The following is a 19979-nucleotide window of genomic DNA, read 5'->3' as shown; positions in this document are numbered from 1 at the left end:
GATAGCGTGGCCGGATGGAGACCCGGGAACTGCGGTATTTCGTCGCTGTCGCTGAAGAGCTGCACTTCGGGCGTGCCGCGCAGCGGCTCGGGATCGCGCAGCCGCCTTTGTCACGGGCGATCCAGCGGCTCGAACGCCGGCTCGGGGCAGTGCTGTTGGATCGGACCAGTCGCACTGTCACACTGACCGAGGCCGGCTCGGTGCTGTTGGTCGAGGGCCGGGCGGCTCTCGACGCGGTTGAGGCCGCCGAGCGTCGGACCCGCCGCGCCGCCCTGTCCGTGACCGGCCGTCCCGGCCTGGTCCTGGTCACGAAGGCCAGCGCGTCCAGGGAACTGCTGGCAAGACTGCTCGACGCGTACGCCGCCGAACCCGGCGCGGTCCCCGTCGACGTCATCCTGTGCGGTCCGGCCGAGCAGGAACGACTCCTGCGCGAGGGCCGGGCCGACGTGGCGCTGCTGCACCGGCCGTTCGACTCGACGGCCGGATTCCACACCGAAGAGCTCAGCACGGAGAGTCAGGTCGTGGTCCTGCCGGCCGGGCATCCGCTCACCGCCCGGGCCCATGTGCACATGGCCGACATCACTGGGCTGCCGGGCCTGCCCCTCCCACGCTGGCCCGACCCCGACGGCTCCTACCCGCCCGGACCCGGCCCGCAGGTCCGCGACCATGCGCAGTTGTTGCAGCTCGTCGCGCTCGGCCGTGCCTGTGCGGTCTCACCGGAGTCGTGCCGAGCCCAACTGCACGGTGACCTCGCCGCCGTGCCCGTGCTGGACGCGCCGACAGTCACCACCGTGATCGCCTGGCCACCGCACAGCCGGTCCAGAGCCGTCGCCGACTTCATCCGGACTGCGACACGTCTCCAATAGCTCCCACCCGCCCGGCCAGGCTCCAGCCATCGCGGCCCGGCTCAGGCGGCAAGGACCGGCAGTGAAGCAGCGGACGAAGAAGGCAACTACCCCACGACCACGCCGCACAGCTTGAAGATCAAGCTAGCAGTTGGCCGCGTTGCGCAGTTCGGCGGTGAACAGGGCGCGGGTCGGCTCCAGCTCCGCTTCGATGGCACGTGTCTCCTCGTCACTCACGTCGACCGCTGCCCGCGCCACGTTCAGCGCGCGGATGTAGCGGAGGCGGAGAGGGACGGGCGGTGTTTCGCCGTCGCGGAGGCGCGACACGTGCAGGCGGCGTTCCCGTTCGGTGTCGGGTACCGAAGTCACGGCGTCGCGCAGCTGTTGCCATATGTCGGTGGTGCCGCGAGCTGCCCGTGCAAGAGCGGCGAGGGCGGTTTCTCGGAGCAGCAGCACCTGGAGCAGTTCCTCGGCCGCGTCGGAGGAGGCGGTACGGGCGGCCGCTTCGTCGGCCCGGTATTCGGTCAGCCCTCCGGACTGTTCACTGAGTCGGTTCAGCAGGCGGTGGAGCAGGAGGGCGCCCTGGGACAGTGCGTCCTGGAGCGGCGCGGCAAGTGCCGCCCCTATGTTGGCGGTGTTGTTCTGGCGGCCCATTGCGGTCGCCCCTGCGTCGAAAATGTGCGAGTCCAGTGCCTCCATACGCGCCTTGTCGGCTTCGGGACTGGAGCGCACGATGTCGGCCCAGGTGGAGAGCGCGTCCAGCGCCGTCTCGATCCACACCGTGCTCACTCCTGTCCCGGAGCTGCGTCCAAGGTCGTGGCCGAGGAGGGCGAGGCGTTGATCGGTCGTCAGGACCTCCCACAGAGGCAGTCCGAGTACCAGTACGCGCCGTCGACGCAGCCCGACCCGGACGCAGCGCGAGCCGTAGCCCTGGTCCACGGCGATCGCGTCCACCCGCCGGATTCCGGTGACGGCGGCGACCCGGTCCACGAGCGCGTGGAGCACGGGGGCGGCAGCGCGGTCCAAAGTGTTTCTCGGCAGCTTTCCGGGACGCGGCCGCAGGACCAGCGCGAGGACGAGCGCCAAACCGCCTACGAGCCGCTGTGGCCAATTGGCTCCGGCCGCAACCAGCCACACTCCCGCAACCGTCAACGCGACCGTGACCAGGTTGACCGCCGTTGCGAGGACGAACGCCGCCCACAACGGCGGGCAGGACCAAGCCTTTCGCGTGCCCCGGGACAAGACCCGGCACAATATCCGCTCTTGCCGCTCCTGCCTGCGCGCTCCACCGCGCCTCGCATCTCCGTTGTCGGCCAGGGGGTCGACGTTCCAGCCACAGGCGGGGCACCACACGCTGAAGCGGGAGTCCAATTCCGGCAGCCGTTGACGGCATCGAGGGCATACCGGGTCCTGCTCATGATCCATGAACGACGATCATGGTTCGGTACGGCCCCCACCGGAACGCCTGGGCACCGGCCTTTGCCAAGCCCTGACACCAGGAGCGGCGGTCGACAGCACGCGGACCAGGCAGGAGGATCCGATGACTACCCAGCACAACGTGTACGCGCGACCGAGCGGCGACGACCGGCACGGGAGCGCGAGGATGCTCCGAATCGCTCATGGTGGCGCTTGCCGGTTCAAGGGCCCGATCGTTGCCCCCGGCCGGGCGCAAGAACAACCCGTCACCCGCCACGGGAGTCGGACGCCCGCGCCGCGGGAAGCTGCGAGCAGTTGCGGCCGGTCGGGTGGGCCCCTCGCCCGCCACCCACGGCAGGCTTGCTCAAGGTGCGCCCAAGCCGGCCCGCCGTGTCGGTGCGCGGCTTGCCGGCTGCTCTGAGTGCAGTGGATCTGTCACGGCCCGCGGATACGGCGACGCAGGGTGTGCGTCCGTGACTACCTGCTTTCCTGCCTCTGCTAGCCCTCGCCCCCGATTCCCTCACCCCTTCGGCGAAGACGGCGTTTGTGCTATCCAGGAGGTGTGCGGTACGGGATCTCGGGGCTCCATCGCGCACGGACTCGGGAATGCCTCTCCGGCGTGTGCCGGAGTCAGCGAGCTGAGTGACCTGAATGGACTCCACACCCTCCGCTTCGTCTGCCTCACCGTTCGACATGGTCAGCGGTGCCCTGGCGGACTACCTCCGCGGGGCCGGATCCACGACGGACACAGGGCCTGCCGCTACGCAGAGCGATCCCGGTGTCCATCGGCCCGCAGTCGAGAGCCCGGAAAACGGGGGTCAGGAACAGATCCTCGGGGCGGTCAACCTCGACCGGGATCTGAAAGTCACCAGCTGCAATCTGGACGCTGCTCCTTTCGCGGGGGTGCACCTCGCGCCGAAGGCCGATTTCGCCGAACTGTTGCCTCCCGGGGACGTACCGACGGTCACGCAGCGGTTGCGGAAGGTACTCGAGACGCAGGAGCCGCACGTCGCCCGGGTCCAGCGTCTGCGGCGGGACGACGGGACAGAGCTGGTGGTCTCGATGAGCATCCTGCCGGCCGCGGCACCGCGCGGAGGTCTGACGGTCTCCCTGATCGCCATGGCCAAGCGGCTGCACCTCTACGCCTCTGCGACCGCGATCGGGACGTCACTGGACATCGGCGAGACCGCGCAGTCCCTGGCCCAGTCGCTGCTGGCCTGGGGGGACGTGGCCGCCGTCGATCTCGATTTCGCCGTGTGGACGGGAGAGGCTGTCACCGAGCATGCGCGGGAGCGCATCCGGCTCCGGCGGGCGGCTCTGGTGCCGGACCGGGCCTGGCCGGAGGGATATCTGACGTGCGGGGACGACCTTCCCCGTGAAGCGAGCCGTCTGCTGGTCGGCGCGGTCACACGCGACGACGTGCCGCAGGCCATCATCATTCCCGACCGTGAGGCGATCGAGCGGGTACTCAGCGATCCACGGTTGGCGCGCGCCTTGGTACCTGGTGACCGACCGGCGAGTGTCGCTTGCATACCGCTGGTCGTGGACGGGCCGGAAGGCACGCCGGGGCCCATCGTGCTGGGAGTGACGGAAGTCTGGCGGCGGCCGGAGCGCCTCTTCCGCGACAGCGAACTGCTCGACCTGCAGGAGCTCGTGGCCAAAACCGCGCGTCACGTGGACCTGGCCCGTCAGCATCAGCGTGAGCACGCCCAGGTCCTGGCCTTGCAGCGCCGGCTACTACCACGGCCCGGCAGCGACACCATCGAAGTCGCCACCGTCTATCAACCCACCACTCCCGACAGTGCGGGCGTCGGCGGTGACTGGGTGAACAGCTTCCCGCTGCCGTGCGACCGGACCGCACTGGTGGTCGGTGACGTCGTAGGACATGGCCTGGGGGCCACGGCGGCCATGGGCCAGCTGAGCGTGGAGGCCCGGGCACTGCTGTCGGCGGGGCTGGGCCCCGGGGAAGTACTGGAGCGTCTGGACGAGACGGTCACGCTCCTGGACGACTCGGACGCGGGCCTTGCGGCCGGCTACAGCGCGCTGGGCTCGACCTGCTGCATCGCCGTCTACGATCCGATCGACCACCGGGTCGTAATGTCCAACGCGGGCCACCTGCCCCCGGTCCTCGTCCATCCCGATGGGTCCGCCGTGACCATCACGACGCAGCCTCACCCGGGCCTGGGCACTGAGTTCGCCGTGCGGGAGCCGTTCGAGGTGCAGGAATTCACCGCGCCGCCCGGCTCGCTTCTCGCCCTCTACACCGATGGCCTTGTCGAGCATCAGGAGGCCTCCATCGACGACGGCATCAGCCGTCTGACCGACATGGTGCGTGCGATGCATCCCTGGGACGACCTGCAGCAGACTGCGCGTCGCATGGTCGCCGATCTGCCCCCGCAGGGTCACCGGCGAGACGACGTGACGCTGCTGCTCGCCCGTATGGCCGGCCGCCGCAGCCAGGACACCGCGACCTGGCAGCTACCGGCCGGCGACGACACCGCGGCCCGCGCCCGCGCCCTGGCCCTTCCTCCCCTACGGCGATGGCGCGTCAGCGACCAGACCCAGGACAGTGCGCTGCTGGTGATCAGCGAACTGGTCACCAACGCCGTCCTGTTCGGCACCGGGCCCGTCACGGTGCGGCTGATGAAAGCCGGCGGCCGCCTGACGTGCGAGGTCGGCGACAGCGGAACCGGCCGACCGCGGCTGCGCCACAGTGGGGCGCTCGACGACAGCGGGCGCGGACTGCAGGTCGTCCACAAGCTCACCACGCGCTGGGGAGTGCGGTGGACCGACACCGGCAAGTCCGTCTGGGCGGAACTGGACGATTAGCGCACGCGGAGATGAGCGTGGCGCGCTTCGACCACGTGAGGGGGGCGGAAGGCAGAGCCACTCGCACCACGTGATGGGAGTGGAAGTCAGAGCCACTCGCCCTCCACGGCCGTGGCTGTCAGCCCGGGCGCGGCCGCGTACAGCACGGTGCGGCTGCCTGATTTCTGACCGGCGTCGTGCGCGCGCCGCAGGATGTCCAGCACGGCCGCACCGCCGCGGTTGCCGGTCCTGTAGCTGTCCCGGCTGTAGTCCAGAAGTCCCGTCGGCCACCCCTCGGGCATCGTCTGTTCCATGTACTCCATCACCCGGGTCCCACCGGGGTGGGCGAGCAGCAGGTCGGGGTGCCACGGGTGCTCGTCGTCCTGGTGGCGCATGCGCAGCCACTCCCACATCGCAGTGACCGTCTCCTGCACGGCGCGCGGTCCACGGCGGTCCATCACGAAGTGCGTGCCGTCGGTCCGAGTGTCCAGCCGGTGCAGGTCCGCGGTTCCGGGCAGCGTGTGGTGCCAGGCGGCGTCCAGCCGCACTATCGATTCCGTCCTGGGGTGGCCGGTGACCACCGTGGCCACGGCCGTGTCCGCGAACAGCAACCGGACGATGAGGGACTCCAGCGTGTCGTCGGCGGGTTGGTACGTGGTGCTCAGCGCCTCCGATATCACCACCAACACCACCCGGTCGGGGTCCACGGCGACCAGATCAGCCGCCAGCGCCAACGACCGGGTCCCGGCGATGCAGGCCCATTGGCTGGCCGGCAGCAACAGCACGTCGCCACGCAGCGGAAGGCGGTTGAGCAGGGACAGGTCCAGCCCCGGCAGGGCGGGGGTGGTGGAGTGACTGGTGATCAGACAGTCGACGTCAGCGGTGTCCAGCCCGGCGATCCCGAGAGCCTCACGGGCCGCGCGCTCCGCGTACGTCTGCACGGCCGCCCAGGCCGGCGCGGTGCGCTCCTGGATCGTCTGCCGCGCCGGTATCGCCTCCAGGGCAGCGATCGCCCGCTCCACCTGCCGGTCGCTGAACCCGCCACGGGCCAGCGCTTCACGAGCCGGACCAGCGCCCGGAGTTCGCAGGCCGCTCCCACTGCTGGGGGCGACAGCCGTATGCAACGGCAGCATCCACCCGCGAGAGGAGATCCCCGTACTCGCGGCGATGCCGTCGATCCGCGGAAGCCACGGCGCTTGCGGGTGCCGACTGCGCACCTCCGCAAGGATCTGGTCGGTCTCCACGGCATGTTCGCCGTGGACTACGGCGGGAGGACACAGATAGGCGCCCATAACACGCCCCTTTCTTCGCACTTCTTGTACGGCGCGAAACGGCCGAAACCTGCCCAAACCAGCAGGCCAGGGTCAAGACACCGCACTAGCACTGTACTTCGCAGCGGCTGCACAGTGGCAGTCGCGAACGAGGAAGCCATGAAAGCCGGATGCGCGGTTGTGCCGGGGTCAAGCCCGCCGGCTGATCACTCTCAGGCGTGCGACCGCGTTTCGCAGATCGCTGTCGTACTGGGCGAATTGGTCTCCACTGCACTCGGTGGGCCTCCATGCGCTGCTCAAGCGTCGGACGGCCCGTCGTCCTTGGGGCCGTCATCGTCGCGGTGCCGATGAGGCCGAGGGCCGGCCGCACCGTGCGTGGAGTCGCGGCAGGGGCAGGCATGTCGGGGGAGTGCTGCTCAGAACGGTCACCGGCAGCCCTTCACGCGCTCGCGATGAGCGAATGCGACGGGAGAAGGGACGGGTGCACGGAACACCTCAACTCGGAGACGGGGCCTTCACTTGGAATTCGGCGCCTCCGTGTTCATCGCACTTCCGGCGTCGTGCGGCCCAACATCGCCGGCCAGGGCCGCGGTGGCTCGGCTCCGATGGGCGCGAAAGCGGCGCAGGTACGACCGTGCCATGGGTCCCGGCGGTACACCTCGGGCGAACGCCAGCATGTTGCGTTCACCCGCGTTGTAGCCCAGGGCCAGCAGTTCATCGCGGCCAAGTCGGCGAACGTGACGCTCGGGGAGACTCCGGTCGAGGTCCTTCAAGTGAAGGGCCGCGGCATGGATGGCGAAAGCCGCGTCGTCACGAAGATCGTGCCACTCCTTGGACAGGGCGTGCCTGCGCCGGACCTGCTCGAACGTGGCACGGTGCATGTTGGCCACCCCGAACGACGCCCCGGGTTTCCACCACTGCCACAACCGCTCCAACAGCGGATGGTGCGGCTTGTACGCCTCGTTGTGCAGCACCGTCATCACGAGCAGGGGCGACACGCCGGCCGCCTCCGCACTGCGCACCACACACCCGGCGTAGTGGGCCGGGTCATATCCACCGGGCCGCAACGGCGGCGTCCGGGCCTCTGCATCGTCGACCGCATCCGACTCCGGCTGCGGCACCGCCGCCGATGGATCAGCCATCCCCACCCCTCCACTCTCCTGCCGACCGCCCTTGCCCGGACGGCGAACTGTCCACGATTTCGTACTGCACGTGCCCGCGTGGTCCGCCCTCAATCCAGAGCCTGGCCCCACGCCATGCACCCCCGCGGGCCTGCTGGATTGGTTTGCGGCCGCTTCGAAGTCCGGTAAGAGGGGGGACGTTCGACACCGATGAGCAGCCGCTCCGCAAACGGCAGCACCTGCCGGTTCACTGCACGCGCGGCCCGGTGACGAAGTGACCGTCTTCGTCGTAGGGCCAGGCGTTGGCGATGCATCCGTGCAGGCCCTTGATCTGCTGCATCATCACGGGGGCCAGGTGACCGGGGCCGGCGCAGGTCCTGTGCGTGTGGCCGAGGAAGTGCCCCATCTCGTGGTTGATGATCAACGCCCGGTAATCATGGATCGGCCCGCCGAAGGTGGGCGAGCCCTTGACCCAGCGCTTGAGGTTCACCACCACCCCGCCTGGGACCTCGCAGTTGTATTCGCCCTGGGTGTTCTGCTGGATGCCTGCCCAGCACAGCGCGTCCGCCGTCCCCGGAGTCGCGATCGTCACCGTGAGGTCGTGGGGCTGTCCCGCGCTCACCAGCTGGAACGAGTAGGCCGGGTTGCGGGTCCAGCCACGGGGAGCGGCAAGTATGTCGGCGATCTCGTCCGCCGATCGGGTCGGTGAGACGTCGAGGCCGGTCTCGACCTTCACCACGTACCGCAGTGGACGCGAGCCGTGACCGACCTTCGCGCCGCCGGCCCGCGCGGTGACGAACGTGCCGGCGCCCGTCGAGGGGACGTCGATCTCCGTCGGCGTCGGCGTCGGCGTCGGGGTGGGTGTCGGGTTTTGGGTCGGGGGGCTCGGAGTGGGAGTCGGAGTGGCGGGTGCCAAGCTCCGCGGGTGCGGTGCACGGCTCGACGCGTCGCTTCGCCCGTCCAGGAAGAATGCGGCGGAGCCGAGCAGGCCCGTGGCCACCAGTGTGCCGACCAGATACGTACGCCCCTGGCGGCGCGGGCGGCCCCGGCGGTGCGAGGGCCGGTGACTGACGCCGCGGTGGGAGGACACGGCGCTGTCAGGGGGCGATGGGTGTTCCCGGTGTCGTGCCGATTGCATGGCAACTCAAGCTGGTCATGCCAGATGATCGCCATGAGTTCGGGAAATCACGGAACGATAACGAGCGATGCTCGGTCGGTTCAGCGGGTTGCCCGCTCGGCGAGACGCCGATGTGACCCTTGTGTAACAGCGCCCGAGAGGGGCTCCTTCGCAGGTCGGCAACCGCACAGGATCTGCTTACACTGACGAAGTGCCGCGAGTCCTTATTGTCGAAGACGACCCTGATGTCCGTACGGCCGTCCAGCTGGGGCTGCGACACCAGGGGCATGAAGTCTTCGCCGCAGAGACGGGTGAAGAGGCGTTGGAGCAGCTTCACCCCTCCCACCCGGACGTCGTCGTGCTCGACCTCATGCTGCCCGGCATGTCCGGGCTCGACGTATGCCGGCGGATCAGGCAGCGCGACCAGGTCCCGATCATCATGGTGACCGCCAAGGGCGATGACATCGATGTCGTCGTGGGCCTGGAGGCCGGAGCGGACGACTACGTCGTCAAGCCCGTGCGGGCCCGCGTACTCGACGCGCGCATACGGGCTGTGCTGCGCCGGCATGACGCGTCGGTGTCCGACACCGTTCGGCCCAGGACGGAATCGCACGGTGAACTCGCCATCGACCGCGCCGGACTCGTGGTGACACACCAAGGCCAACCCGTCGCACTCGCCCCCTCCGAGCTTCGACTGCTGCTGACCCTGTCGGCCTCGCCCGGCCAGGTGTTCAGTCGCCAGCAGCTGCTGGAAGCGGTCTGGGAGCACAGCTACTACGGAGACATACGCCTCGTGGACGCCTGCGTGAAGCGACTGCGCAGCAAGCTCGGCGAGCCGGGCGGAGATCCCCGACACATCCAGACCGTGCGCGGCTTCGGTTACCGCTTCGGCCCCTCGTGAGCGGCCAGGAATCCGCAGGGGCACGCAAGCGCAAGACCGTCGCACCCTGGAATCGGCTCAAACTGACGAGGCTCCACAAGGCGGTCCTCGCGAAAGTCCCGCTGCCTCTGCGCGGTCTGCGCTCCCGCCTGGTGGTGGCCTTCGTCCTGGTCGCCGCAGCCAGTGCCCTGAGCACGGGAGCCGTCGCCTTCCGGGAGGCGCGTACGGGGGTGCTGCAGCAGAGTCAGGACTCGGTCATCCGGCAGTTCCGGACCAGCGTCGACGCCGTGGCTGCCGGCGTCCCCCCGACACCCAGCCAGAGCGGCCTGCAGAAAGCCGTGAATCAGGTCCTCCACGCCAACCAGTCACCAGGGAGACGGGTACTGGCCACGCACGGCAGCCTCCGCGCGTCCGCGCCGAGCGCCGACTTCGACAAGATCAGCACGGAACTGCGCCGCTCCGTGGACACCAAACGCGCCGCGGTATTCCAGCGGGTGAACGCCGACGGACACCCCTACCTCGTCGTCGGAATGCCGATCACCTACACCGACGGCCAAGGCACACCGACCAGGCTCTCAGGGACCGTGATGTACCTGGTCGTGCCACAGAACACCGAACAGGCCTATGTCGAAGCGATGGTCAGCGCCATCGAGCACGCCACCCTGGTGGCACTCGGCCTCGCCGTCGTGCTGGCACTGCTGGCCGCCAGTGGCGTACTACGCCCCGTACGGGCGTTGCGCCGCGCAACACGTCGGATGGCCGAGGGACACCTGGACGTCCGACTGGCTGTCAACGGCTCCGACGAACTGGCCGACCTCTCGCAATCCTTCAACCACATGGCGACAGCCCTGGAGCACTCGGTCGCGGAGTTGCGCCGCCTGGAAGCCCAGGCCCGCCGCTTCGTCTCGGACGTCTCCCACGAACTGCGGACACCGCTGGCGGCGATGTCCGCAGTCACCGATGTGCTGGACGAGAACGCGCCACACGTGAACCGCGACACCGGCGAGGCACTGCGGCTCATCAGCGAGGGGACCCATCGGCTCAGCGGCCTGGTCAACGACCTGATGGAGATCTCCCGCTTCGACGCGGGGGCGGCCGAACTCAGCCTCGACGACGTCGACCTGGCCGAATGCGCAGAGCGCACCCTCGCCGCTCGGGGGTGGCAGGGCCGAGTGGAGACCCACCTGCCCCTACCGGGCGTGCTCCGCGCGCGCGTGGACCCGCGCCGTTTCGACGTGGTGATCGCCAATCTGGTCGGCAACGCACTGCGGCACGGGGCGCCGCCCGTGCGGCTGTCCATGGACGTGAGAGAGGAGCGGCCGGATGTGGCCTGGGCCGTCATCGAGGTGACCGACAACGGACCCGGCATCGGCGAGGAAGCCATGCCACACATCTTCGAGCGCTTCTACAAGGCGAGCACCACACGGACCAGAAGCGAGAGCAGCGGACTGGGCCTGGCCATCACGGCCGAGAACGTGCATCTGCACGGCGGACGCATCAGCGCCGCCAATCGCGCCGGGGGCGGAGCAGTGTTCACGATCGAACTCCCTCTGCACCGCGACATCGCAGTCGTCGACGACGCCACCGGGGGTGCTTGGTGAAGGGTTCGCGCCTGACGGCGCTGTTGGTCGGGTTCGCGGCCACGCTCACGCTGTCGGCGTGCGGCGTCCCCCCGTCCGGCGTCATCGAGGCCGGCGAACCGGCGAGCGGCATGCTCCCCAGTTCACAGCCCACGGTGCCGGTCGTCGTCTCCCTCTACTTCCTGCACGACGGCGCTCTGAAGGCTTATCCCCGGAAGATGGGCGATCCCGCGGACCTCGCGACCGTGGTGGACCAGCTGTTCGACGGACCGACGAACAATGAGGCCGTGACGGCCACCACACAGCTGCCCCGCCTTGCGGATGCACCGGACGTGACAGCCGGCAGCGGCAACGGCGTATCCATCAAGCTCCCCGATGACGTAGCTCCCCTCAGCCGTCCCGCCGTGCTGCAGTTGGCGTGCACGGTGGCCCAGTTGAGCGGATCTTTCGCCAAGCTGCCCGCGAACGCGCATCGGGACGGCGCCCTCGCATCCCCGAGCATCCGTGTGCTCGGGGACGGATGGACGAGGACGCAGTCGGCCGACTCGTGTCCCGAACCTTGGCGGCCGTAGGAGGGCCTGAGCACGGCCCCGGTACCGGCAGCGCCCACGACGCAGCGTGGGCGTAGTACCGAACCTGCTCTTCCTGGCGGGACCAGGCTTTCAGGCCTTGCGGCGGCGCAGCAGCACCAGGTAGCCACCTGCTGCCAGCAGCGCGGCTGCGCCCGCTGTCAGCAGGCCCACGGGCGCCCCGTTACCGGTCTCGGCGAGGTCGCCCTCGCCGCCCTGCGTCGACGGCGAGGACGAGGCTGCGGCCTCGGAGGACGTGGACGGGCTCGCGGTCGGTTCGGTGGTGGAGTCGCCCGGCGCGGCCGAGGCCGACGGCGAGGCGGAGGTGCCGCCGCCCTCTTCCTTGTCCTCGCAGTCCGTCCAGAACACCTTGTGCTTGGCCGAGCCGTGCTCGCCCTCGAAGTTCCAGAACAGCTTGTAGTGCCCGTCGGGCAGCGTCATGTCCTGCGTACGGCCGTGACCTTCACCGTCCAGCGTGAGCGCACCGGACTTTGCGGTCTCGCCCTTGACGCCGGCCGTCGGGGCCCAGGCCTCGATGTGCCAGTCGACCTGCTGGCCGCCGTCGAAGCCGAACGCGTCCAAGTAGAACTCGCACACGTGCGGCTCGTTCTTGCGCAGTTCCTCGCCGGTGCCGGCGTCATGGATCTTGACGGTGCCGTTGTCACCAGGAGGGGTGGCGTGGGCCGTGGCCGGAACACAGAACACCGCGGCCGAGGCCGCGGCGACGGCGGACAGAGCGCCGACGCGGGTGAGGTTTCGCATGAGGCAGTAATCCACTCTGCGTGAAAGGAACGGGAAGATGCCGAGGGGCGGCTCAGCTTCCAGCCGGGACTGACTTCAGGTCAATCACGGACAGGCAACACTCAGATCCTTCACAGGCGTGGAGGTCGTGGGCCCCGAGGGAGGGGAGCCGGTGTCAGCGAGGGTCGAGGCGGAGGGTGGACTCGCGGGCGCGGTCGGTCAGCACGTGCTCGACGATGCTCGTGTATCGGCCGTACTTCTCCCGATAGGCGGCGTCCACGGCCGCGTAGTCCCCAGGATCGGCCTTGTGAAAGGTGACGTTCCCCTGTACGCCGCCGGCGTCGATGCGGCCCTGGTGGCGGGACTGGGTGCCCCGGTACCAGGGACCGGCGGTGCCCTTGACCGAGCGGACGTAGAGGTGGTCGCCGCAGCGGACGACCCACATGGTCACGGGGTCGCGCAGGGTGCCGTCGGCTCGCTCGGACTCCAGGTCCAGCTCTTCCGTCGCGCCGACCGTCGTCAGGTCTGCGTGGTTCCAGTGCGTCATGGTCGTTCCTCCGTCTGGTCGAGGGCCTCGGGGTGGGTGTCCGAGGAGGGTGCGGGGTCGGCGTCCGGGTCGGCTGCGTCTGCCGGGCGTCCTGGGGGTGGTCTGCTTGGGGGCAGGGCAGCCCCAGGACGGTCGCTCACGACTTCGGTTCGGCGAAGGTCCTGCCGTCGATGACGAACCGGTAGCGGACGTCGGAGGCGAGGATCCGCTCGTAGGCGGTGTTGATGTCCTGGGCGTCGATGAGTTCGATGTCGGCGCTCACGCCGTGCTCGGCGGCGAAGTCGAGCATCTCCTGGGTCTCGGCGATGCCGCCGAACAGCGAGCCCGCGTAGGCGCGGCCGTTCTGCAACAGGGGGAAGACATCGAGCGGCATCGGCTGTGTGGTCACGCCGACGCTGACCATGGTGCCGTGCAGGCGCAGCATCCCCAGGTAGTCCGTGAGGGCCACCGGTGCGCTGACGGTGTTGAGGATGATGTCGAAGGTGTTGGCCAGGTCGGTGAAGGCGGACCCGTCGCCGGTGACGGCGTAGTGGTCGGCGCCGAGGGTGGCCGCGGCCTCGCGCTTGCGGTCGGACCGCGAGAGGACGGTGACCTCGGCACCCATGGCCTTGGCCATCTTGACGCCGAGGTGGCCAAGGCCCCCGAGGCCGACGACGGCGACCTTGGTGCCCGGCGCGGCGCCGTAGCGCTTGAGCGGTGCGTAGACGGTGATGCCCGCGCACAGCAGCGGTGCCGCGGCGGCCGGGTCGAGGGTGTCGGGGATGCGGACGACGGAGTCCTCGGGTGCGACGATCGCCTCGGAGTAGCCGCCTTGGGTGTGGGCGCCGGGCTCGGCCGGGTCGGGGCTGCCGAAGACCAGGGTGTGGCCGTTGAGGCAGTACTGCTCCTGTCCGGCCCGGCAGTTCTCGCACGCGCGGCAGGAGTTGACCATGCAGCCGATGCCGACGAGGTCGCCGACCTGGTGGCGGGTGACCTCGGATCCGGTCTCGGTGACCCGTCCGACGATCTCGTGGCCGGGAACGAGCGGGTTCGTCGGCAGCGGGCCGAACTCGCCGCCGACGTAGTTCATGTCGGAGTGGCAGATGCCGCAGTACAGGATGTCGAGCTTGACGTCGTGCGGGCCGACGTCGCGACGCTGGATGGTGAGGGGGACGAGCGGCTGACGCACGGCGTGGGCGCCGAACGCCTTGACGGTGGTGGGCACGGTGAATCCTTTGCGCATGGTGCTGGTTGAGCGGTGGTGGGTCAGGCTTCGGGGATGGCGCGGCCGTAGGAGGCGAGGGTGACGTTCTCGGGTTCGGGGCCGCCGCGTCGGCCGGTCTCCAACGCGTCCAGGGCGGTGAGTTCGTCTGTGGTGAGCTCGAAGTCGAAGACGTCGATGTTCTCGGCGATGCGGGTGCGCTGGGTGGACTTGGGGATGACCGAGCGGCCGTGCTGGAGCCCCCAGCGCAGCAGCACCTGGGCGGGGCTCTTGCCGTGGGCGTCGGCGATGCGGGTGACGGCCGGGTCCTCAAGGACGCTCTTTCGGTCCTCGCCGTAGCCCGGGTAGAAGGTGATCCCTCCGATGGGGGACCACGCCTGGTTGACGATGTGGTGCTGGTCGTCGAAGTCGAGCACGGCGCGCTGCTGGAAGTAGGGGTGGATCTCCAGCTGGTTGACCGCCGGGACGACGGACGTGGCGTCCAGCAGCGTGGTCAGGTGGTCGAGCATGAAGTTGCTGACGCCGATGGCTCGCACCTTGCCGTCGGCCAGGAGCTTCTCCAGGGCGCGGTAGGCGGCGACGGTCTTGTCGAAGTCGGACGGCAGGGCCTGGTGCAGGATCAGCAGGTCGATCCGGTCGACGCCGAGTTTTGCGGCGCTCTTCTCGAAGCCGTGCAGGGTCTCGTCGTACCCGTAGTCGCTGATCCAGATCTTCGTCTCGACGAAGATCTCGTCGCGCGGCACTCCGGAGTCTCGGATGGCCTGGCCGACCTCGCGTTCGTTGCCGTAGGCGGCGGCGGTGTCGATGTGTCGATAGCCGAGGTCGAGCGCGGCCTTCACGGCTGCCTGGGTCTCGTCGGGCGGGGTCTGGAAGACACCGAGTCCGAGGGCGGGCATCTCGACGCCGTTGTTGAGGGTGAGGGTCTGCATCACAGGGACCTTTCATGGTGAGTAGCCCGTGCGGGCACGATGAGGGCGAGGACGGTCGCGACCGCCAGCGCGAGCAGCACGGCGGAGCCGGTCAGGGCCGTTCCCGATCGGGCCGTGACATCGGCGGCCGCGTGCCCGGTGGAGACGGAGGCGGCCACGGCGGTCAGGATGCTCAGGCTCAGTGCGCTGCCGATCTGGTGCACGGTGTTGACCAGGCCCGATCCGGCCCCCGCGTCCGCGGGGGCGACGCCGTCGACGCCGCTGGAGGTCAACGGGGCCAGCGTCAGGCCCTGGCCCGCGCCGATGAGCACCATCGGCAGGGCCACACCCGTCAGGTAGGGGGTGTGGAGATCGAGGCGGCTGAGCCACGCCATGCCCAGCGTGGTCAGGACAACCCCCGTCAGCAGCACCAACGGCCTGGCGGCCCGTTCCAGCAGTCGGGGCACCTGAACGGCGAGGACGAAGTTGACCAGCGTCATCGGCAGGAACGCGAGGCCGGCCTGCAGCGGCGTCCAGTGGTAGACGCTCTGCACGAACTGCGCGGTGAAGAAGAAGAACCCCATCATCGCGCCCATGTAGAGCATCCGGGCGAGGTACGCGCCGGAGCGCTCCCGGCCGGCGAACAGCCGCAGTGGCACGATCGGCTGCGCGGCCCCCCGCTCCACCCGGACGAACAGCACGAGCATCACCACGCCGGCCACCAGCGGCACCAGGGTCAAGACAGCGGTCCAGCCGAAGTCGGCGGCGTCCACGATGCCGAGGACCAGTGCGGTCGAACCCAGCGTGGCCAGCACCGCCCCGGCGATGTCGAAGCGGCCTTGCCGGCGTTCGGTCTCGGGCAGGAACCGCAGGGCCAGCACCACCATCACGACGCCGACCGGCACGTTGAGGAAGAACCCGGCCCGCCACGAGATCACGTCGGCGACCAAGCCGCCGAGGACCAGGCCGAACGCGGCGCCGAGACCCGCGACGGCACTGTAGGCGGCCATCGCCCGATCACGGGCCCGGCCCTCGGCGAAGCTGCGCGTCAGAAGGGACAGCGCGGACGGGGCCAGCACCGCAGCCCCGACGCCCTGGAGCGCGCGTGCGCCGATCAGCCACCACTGGGCTTGCGCGGCGCCCACCAGGAGCGAGGTCAGCGAGAAGACGACCAGGGAGAACACGAACACCCTGCGGTGTCCGAACAGGTCTCCGGCCCGCGCTCCCAGCAGCAGCAGACCGCCGAAGACCAGGACGTAGGCGTTGGTGATCCAGGACAGACTGATCTCGGAGAACCCCATGTCGGAGCGGATCTGCGGCAGCCCGGTGAAGACGATCGAGTTGTCGAGGATGACCATGAAGTAGCTGACACAGATGATCGCGAGGATCAGCGTCGCGTGGGCCGGAGTCCCGTCGGGTCGCGCCGCCGCACGGGCCGACGCGCGCTGCGCGGTGGTGGTCATCGCGTCACCAGCCCCATCGTCGGCGTCCCGCCGCCGGTTTTGGTGATCGCCCTTGCGGTGGACGATGCGCCGCCGATACGCGCAGAGGCGTCCACAGTGCTGATCACAGGCTGCCTGTGCAGAGCCGCACCAGCACCTTCAGGGCCTCGCGCCTCCTTGAGATACGGCTCGACGCCATGCCCGACGCGGACATCGCCGGCTCTGTACATGAGTGCTGCGCGCACGCTGTTCCTCCAGGTCGATTTCACCGGGCCCATCGAGGACCCGCGGTCCTTGGCCTTCTCCAGACAACCGCGGACGGACGCGCAGGTGGGAGTCACTCCTCTTCCAGGTAATGGCAGTACCTCGCAGACACGCGCCGACGCACCTACCGTGAGGGTGCGGGCCAGATCCACACCGCCCCGGCGAGACGAGGCCCCCGCGCCCTGCGCTGCCCACGCCGAAGCGTTGACCCGCCCCACGTTCGACGCCGACCGGTCCGAGGAAACGCCCGCCGACGCGTCGCCCACGAAGCCCCCGAGGTCGGACCATGACTGAGAGTGACAAGAAGAAGAACCTGGCAGCCGAGGTCCGCGAGTTTCTGAGCACCCGGCGCGCTCGCATCACTCCGGAGCAGGCCGGGCTGCCGGTCTTCGGCGGGAAGCGCCGTGTCGCGGGCCTGCGCCGCGAAGAGGTCGCTCTCCTGGCGGGCATGAGCGTGGACTACTACGTCCGGCTGGAACGCGGGAACCTCAGCGGAGCATCCGACTCGGTCCTCGAAGCTCTCGCACACGCACTGCAACTCGACGAGGCCGAGCGCACCCACCTCTACGACCTGGCCCGCGCGGCCACTCCCTCAGGCCGGCGGCCGACAGTGACCGCCTCCCGGGTGCGGCCCACGATCCTGCGGCTGCTCGACTCCATGACCGACGTACCGGCGTACGTCCGTAACGCACGGTTCGACATCCTGGCCGCCAACAGGCTGGGCCGCGCGCTGTACGCACCCGTCTTCGACTCGCCGCTGTTCGCCCAGCGCGGCCCGGTCAACAGCGCTCGATTCATGTTCCTGGACCCCGCAAGCAGGGAATTCTGGGTCGACTGGGACAAGGGCGCCGACGACGCGGTGGCCTTCCTGCGGACCGAGACGGGCCGGGCACCGCACGACAAGGCGCTGACCGATCTGGTCGGAGAGCTGACGACGAGGAGCGGTGACTTCGCCCGCCGCTGGGCACGCCACGACGTGAAGTTCCACCGCGCCGGCGTGAAGCACCTCCACCACCCGCTGGTCGGCGATCTCGTCCTGCCGTACGAGGCGATGGACCTGCCGGCCGACCCCGGCCTCCGCCTCAACTTCTACACACCCGAGCCGGACTCCCGGGAGCGGGATGCACTCGGCCTGCTCGCCAGCTGGGCGGGCACCGGCACCGTCGTGCCCTCCCGGAACGAGTGATCACCGTCGATCGAGGAGAACCATCGATCGAGGAGAACCATTGCATGCAATACCGACTGCTCGGCCGCACCGGCGTCGAGGTCAGCCCGCTGTGCCTGGGCGCGATGATCTTCGGCCCCTGGGGCAACGAGGACGAAGCAGACTCGGTGCGGATCATCCACCGCGCCCTCGACGCGGGCATCAACCTCATCGACACCGCTGACGTGTACTCCGCCGGCGTCTCCGAAGAGATCGTCGGCAAGGCGCTCAAGGACCGCCGCGACGAGATCGTCGCCCCCGGGGTCACGGTCAACCCGGTCGACAACAGCTACGGCGACTTCGCGCTGCGGGCCGACCGGCGGCGACGGTTACACGATCGGGCCCGGCGACCCGAAGACCCGAAGACCCGAAGACCCGAAGACCCGAAGACCCGGAGACCCAGAAGCCCGGAACCGGATCGCTTCCGACCGCGGGTGACGACGCCGAACGCGTCGCACCACTCCGGCGCGATCGCCGCGACACGCGAGGCCCCGCCTGGCGTGAGCCCCCGCACCGGACTACTCAGTGCCGTCCAGCGGCAGGCGCTCCGGCAGGCCGAGTAGCGGGAACTGGTCGTCGTGGAACGTGACGATCTCGGTGATGGCGCCGCCGGTGACCCGGAGGACGTCGATCGTCAGCGGCAGGTACGCGCCCTCCGGCTCTTGCCAGAGGTAGAAGGCGACGGCTGGCTGGTGGTTCACGGAGGTGAGGACGGCGCGCAGGCCCTTCATGCCCGCGAAGCCGCTCTCGACCCAGTCGTTCACCACCGTTTCGCGGCCGACGTGCAGGCCCGGCGTGGGCGGCATCGAACACCGGACGTCGTCCCGCAGCATCGAGGCGAGCGCCGGGACGTCCGTGGCCACGCTGGCGTCGGTATAGCGGCGCACCAACTCGCGCGTCCGGGCGTCCTGTTCGCCGCCCGTCCAGTCCTGCCGCTCGGCGGGCAGGTGCTCCCGCATGCCGGCGCGGGCCCGCTGCAGCGCGCTGTTCACGGAGTTGACGGAGTCCCCGAGGAGCTCCGCGACGTCTTTCGCCGGCCAGCCGAGCACGTCCCGCAGGATCATCACGGCCCGCGGCCGCGGCGCGAGGTGCTGTACCGCGACCAGGTACGCCAGCTCGATCGTCTCGCGCGCGAAGGCGAAGGTCTCCGGCTGGTCGGTGTTGCTCGCGGGCAGCTCGTCGAGCAGTCGGTCCGGGTAGGGCTGCAGCCACAGCGCCTCGCCGCCGGTCGCAGGCTCCGGGCGGCACCTGGCGAGCAGGTCCAGGCAGGCGTTGGTGGCGATCCGGTACAGCCAGGCCCGGAACGTCGACCGCCCCTCGAAGGTCTCCCGCCGCCTCCATGCACGGAGGAACGTCTCCTGCACGGTGTCCTCGGCGTCCTCGAACGACCCGAGCATCCGGTAGCAGTGCACGTGCAGCTCCCGCCGGTGCCGCTCCGCCAGCCTCGAGAACGCCGGCTCCTCGACCTCGCCCAGCCGCCTCCCGCCCAGCCCGCTGACGCCCAGCTCCTCCAGCCACGTGTCCGCACTCATCGCGCCGTCCTTCCGCCTCGTCGTGTCCCGTCTTAGGTGTGACGGATGCGGGCGCGAAAACTCATCACTGAAGGCCATACCCGGGTCGGGTACCGCTTCCCCGAGTACGTGTTCGACGCGGTGGGTTCGGGGCGGGTCTGGCCGGGGGCGGGAGCTGAGGCGCCGGCGGCCACGCACCAGACCTGGCTGCGAGATTCGGCGAGCGGCCAGTTCGTGTTCGACGTCTTCCGCGAGCCCCACGAGGGCGGCACGTGGATCTTCCGGCGGGATGAAGCTCTGCGGCTGCCGTACGACACGATCATCGAGCGAACGACGGACGGGATCCCGTACCTGGTGCCGGAGCTTGCACTGCTGTTCAAAGCGACGGCGCAACGGCCCAAGGACCAGGCGGACTTCAATGCGGTGCTGCCGCTGCTGGGCCGGGCGCGGCGGGACGTCCTCACAGGGTTGCTGGAGACCGTGCACCCCCGGCATCGGTGGCTGGCGGAGCTGGCGGGGTGAAGAACGCGGGCCGCGCCACTGAGCGTTTGCAG

General features: G+C 69.6%; 17 protein-coding genes and 1 pseudogene. 8 read left to right on the top strand and 10 right to left on the bottom strand.

Features of this window, described 5'->3' with window-relative positions:
• The first annotated feature begins 14 nt into the window (after positions 1-14).
• Positions 15-866: a LysR family transcriptional regulator gene (locus ABEB03_RS28080; RefSeq protein ID WP_345655304.1), complete on the top strand. Its 852-nt coding sequence runs from the start codon at positions 15-17 to the stop codon at positions 864-866.
• Between the two features lie 123 nt (positions 867-989).
• On the opposite strand, the gene ABEB03_RS28075 is transcribed toward ABEB03_RS28080, so the two are convergent.
• A complete protein-coding gene (locus tag ABEB03_RS28075; RefSeq protein WP_345655302.1) occupies positions 990-1871 on the bottom strand; it encodes a M48 family metalloprotease in 882 nt (293 codons plus the stop codon).
• 1041 nt (positions 1872-2912) lie between these two features.
• On the opposite strand from ABEB03_RS28075, the gene ABEB03_RS28070 reads away from it, so the two are divergent.
• Entirely contained in the window at positions 2913-5090 is a 2178-nt protein-coding gene (locus tag ABEB03_RS28070) for a SpoIIE family protein phosphatase (RefSeq protein WP_345655300.1), read from the top strand.
• An 86-nt stretch (positions 5091-5176) separates the two neighbouring features.
• On the opposite strand, the gene ABEB03_RS28065 is transcribed toward ABEB03_RS28070, so the two are convergent.
• From ABEB03_RS28065 to ABEB03_RS28055, 3 genes are all read right to left on the bottom strand, one after another.
• Positions 5177-6361 carry a beta-ketoacyl-[acyl-carrier-protein] synthase family protein gene (locus ABEB03_RS28065; RefSeq protein ID WP_345655298.1) on the bottom strand — a complete coding sequence of 395 codons (1185 nt, stop codon included), beginning with the start codon at positions 6359-6361 and terminating at the stop codon, positions 5177-5179.
• Between the two features lie 494 nt (positions 6362-6855).
• Positions 6856-7461: a lytic transglycosylase domain-containing protein gene (locus ABEB03_RS28060; RefSeq protein ID WP_345655296.1), complete on the bottom strand. Its 606-nt coding sequence runs from the start codon at positions 7459-7461 to the stop codon at positions 6856-6858.
• 247 nt (positions 7462-7708) lie between these two features.
• Positions 7709-8599, bottom strand: coding sequence for a DUF3152 domain-containing protein (locus tag ABEB03_RS28055; RefSeq protein ID WP_345655294.1), 891 nt, complete (start codon positions 8597-8599; stop codon positions 7709-7711).
• Positions 8600-8789: 190 nt separating this feature from the next.
• Between ABEB03_RS28055 and ABEB03_RS28050 the strand changes: the two genes are divergently transcribed.
• From ABEB03_RS28050 to ABEB03_RS28040, 3 genes are all read left to right on the top strand, one after another.
• Positions 8790-9479, top strand: coding sequence for a response regulator transcription factor (locus tag ABEB03_RS28050; RefSeq protein WP_345655292.1), 690 nt, complete (start codon positions 8790-8792; stop codon positions 9477-9479).
• A 62-nt stretch (positions 9480-9541) separates the two neighbouring features.
• Positions 9542-11059, top strand: coding sequence for a sensor histidine kinase (locus ABEB03_RS28045; RefSeq protein WP_345655374.1), 1518 nt, complete (start codon positions 9542-9544; stop codon positions 11057-11059).
• Positions 11056-11610, top strand: coding sequence for a hypothetical protein (locus ABEB03_RS28040; RefSeq protein ID WP_345655291.1), 555 nt, complete (start codon positions 11056-11058; stop codon positions 11608-11610). Before ABEB03_RS28045 ends, ABEB03_RS28040 begins: the two co-directional genes overlap by 4 nt.
• Positions 11611-11700: 90 nt before the next feature.
• On the opposite strand, the gene ABEB03_RS28035 is transcribed toward ABEB03_RS28040, so the two are convergent.
• From ABEB03_RS28035 to ABEB03_RS28015, 5 genes are all read right to left on the bottom strand, one after another.
• Entirely contained in the window at positions 11701-12369 is a 669-nt protein-coding gene (locus ABEB03_RS28035) for an LPXTG cell wall anchor domain-containing protein (protein WP_345655289.1), read from the bottom strand.
• A 154-nt stretch (positions 12370-12523) separates the two neighbouring features.
• Positions 12524-12895, bottom strand: coding sequence for a DUF2255 family protein (locus tag ABEB03_RS28030; RefSeq protein ID WP_345655287.1), 372 nt, complete (start codon positions 12893-12895; stop codon positions 12524-12526).
• A 136-nt stretch (positions 12896-13031) separates the two neighbouring features.
• The gene (locus ABEB03_RS28025) at positions 13032-14117 is read right to left on the bottom strand and encodes an NAD(P)-dependent alcohol dehydrogenase (RefSeq protein WP_425589310.1); all 1086 of its coding nucleotides are present in this window, start codon (positions 14115-14117) and stop codon (positions 13032-13034) included.
• Between the two features lie 23 nt (positions 14118-14140).
• Positions 14141-15025, bottom strand: coding sequence for an aldo/keto reductase (locus tag ABEB03_RS28020; RefSeq protein WP_345655283.1), 885 nt, complete (start codon positions 15023-15025; stop codon positions 14141-14143).
• Entirely contained in the window at positions 15025-16467 is a 1443-nt protein-coding gene (locus tag ABEB03_RS28015) for an MFS transporter (RefSeq protein WP_345655281.1), read from the bottom strand. The genes ABEB03_RS28020 and ABEB03_RS28015 overlap by 1 nt, the downstream gene beginning before the upstream one ends.
• A 529-nt stretch (positions 16468-16996) precedes the next feature.
• Between ABEB03_RS28015 and ABEB03_RS28010 the strand changes: the two genes are divergently transcribed.
• Together ABEB03_RS28010 and ABEB03_RS28005 are read left to right on the top strand one after the other, a co-directional pair.
• Positions 16997-17896, top strand: a complete 900-nt coding sequence (locus ABEB03_RS28010; protein ID WP_345655280.1) for a helix-turn-helix transcriptional regulator — start codon at positions 16997-16999, stop codon at positions 17894-17896.
• Positions 17897-17940: 44 nt separating this feature from the next.
• A pseudogene (locus tag ABEB03_RS28005) lies at positions 17941-18169 on the top strand (aldo/keto reductase); the annotation flags it as partial.
• Positions 18170-18432: 263 nt separating this feature from the next.
• Here ABEB03_RS28005 and ABEB03_RS28000 read toward each other — a convergent pair.
• Entirely contained in the window at positions 18433-19446 is a 1014-nt protein-coding gene (locus ABEB03_RS28000) for an RNA polymerase subunit sigma-70 (RefSeq protein ID WP_345655278.1), read from the bottom strand.
• Between the two features lie 45 nt (positions 19447-19491).
• Between ABEB03_RS28000 and ABEB03_RS27995 the strand changes: the two genes are divergently transcribed.
• Positions 19492-19947 (top strand): hypothetical protein, encoded by a 456-nt coding sequence (locus tag ABEB03_RS27995; protein ID WP_425589309.1) that lies wholly within the window; start codon positions 19492-19494, stop codon positions 19945-19947.
• Positions 19948-19979 lie beyond the last annotated feature (32 nt).

Origin of the sequence: Streptomyces siamensis, from assembly GCF_039543605.1 — a bacterium.
GTDB classification, from domain to species: domain Bacteria; phylum Actinomycetota; class Actinomycetes; order Streptomycetales; family Streptomycetaceae; genus Streptomyces; species Streptomyces siamensis.
The sequence above is the reverse complement of the archived record's forward strand: the minus strand, read 5'-3'. Positions and strand labels throughout refer to the sequence as shown.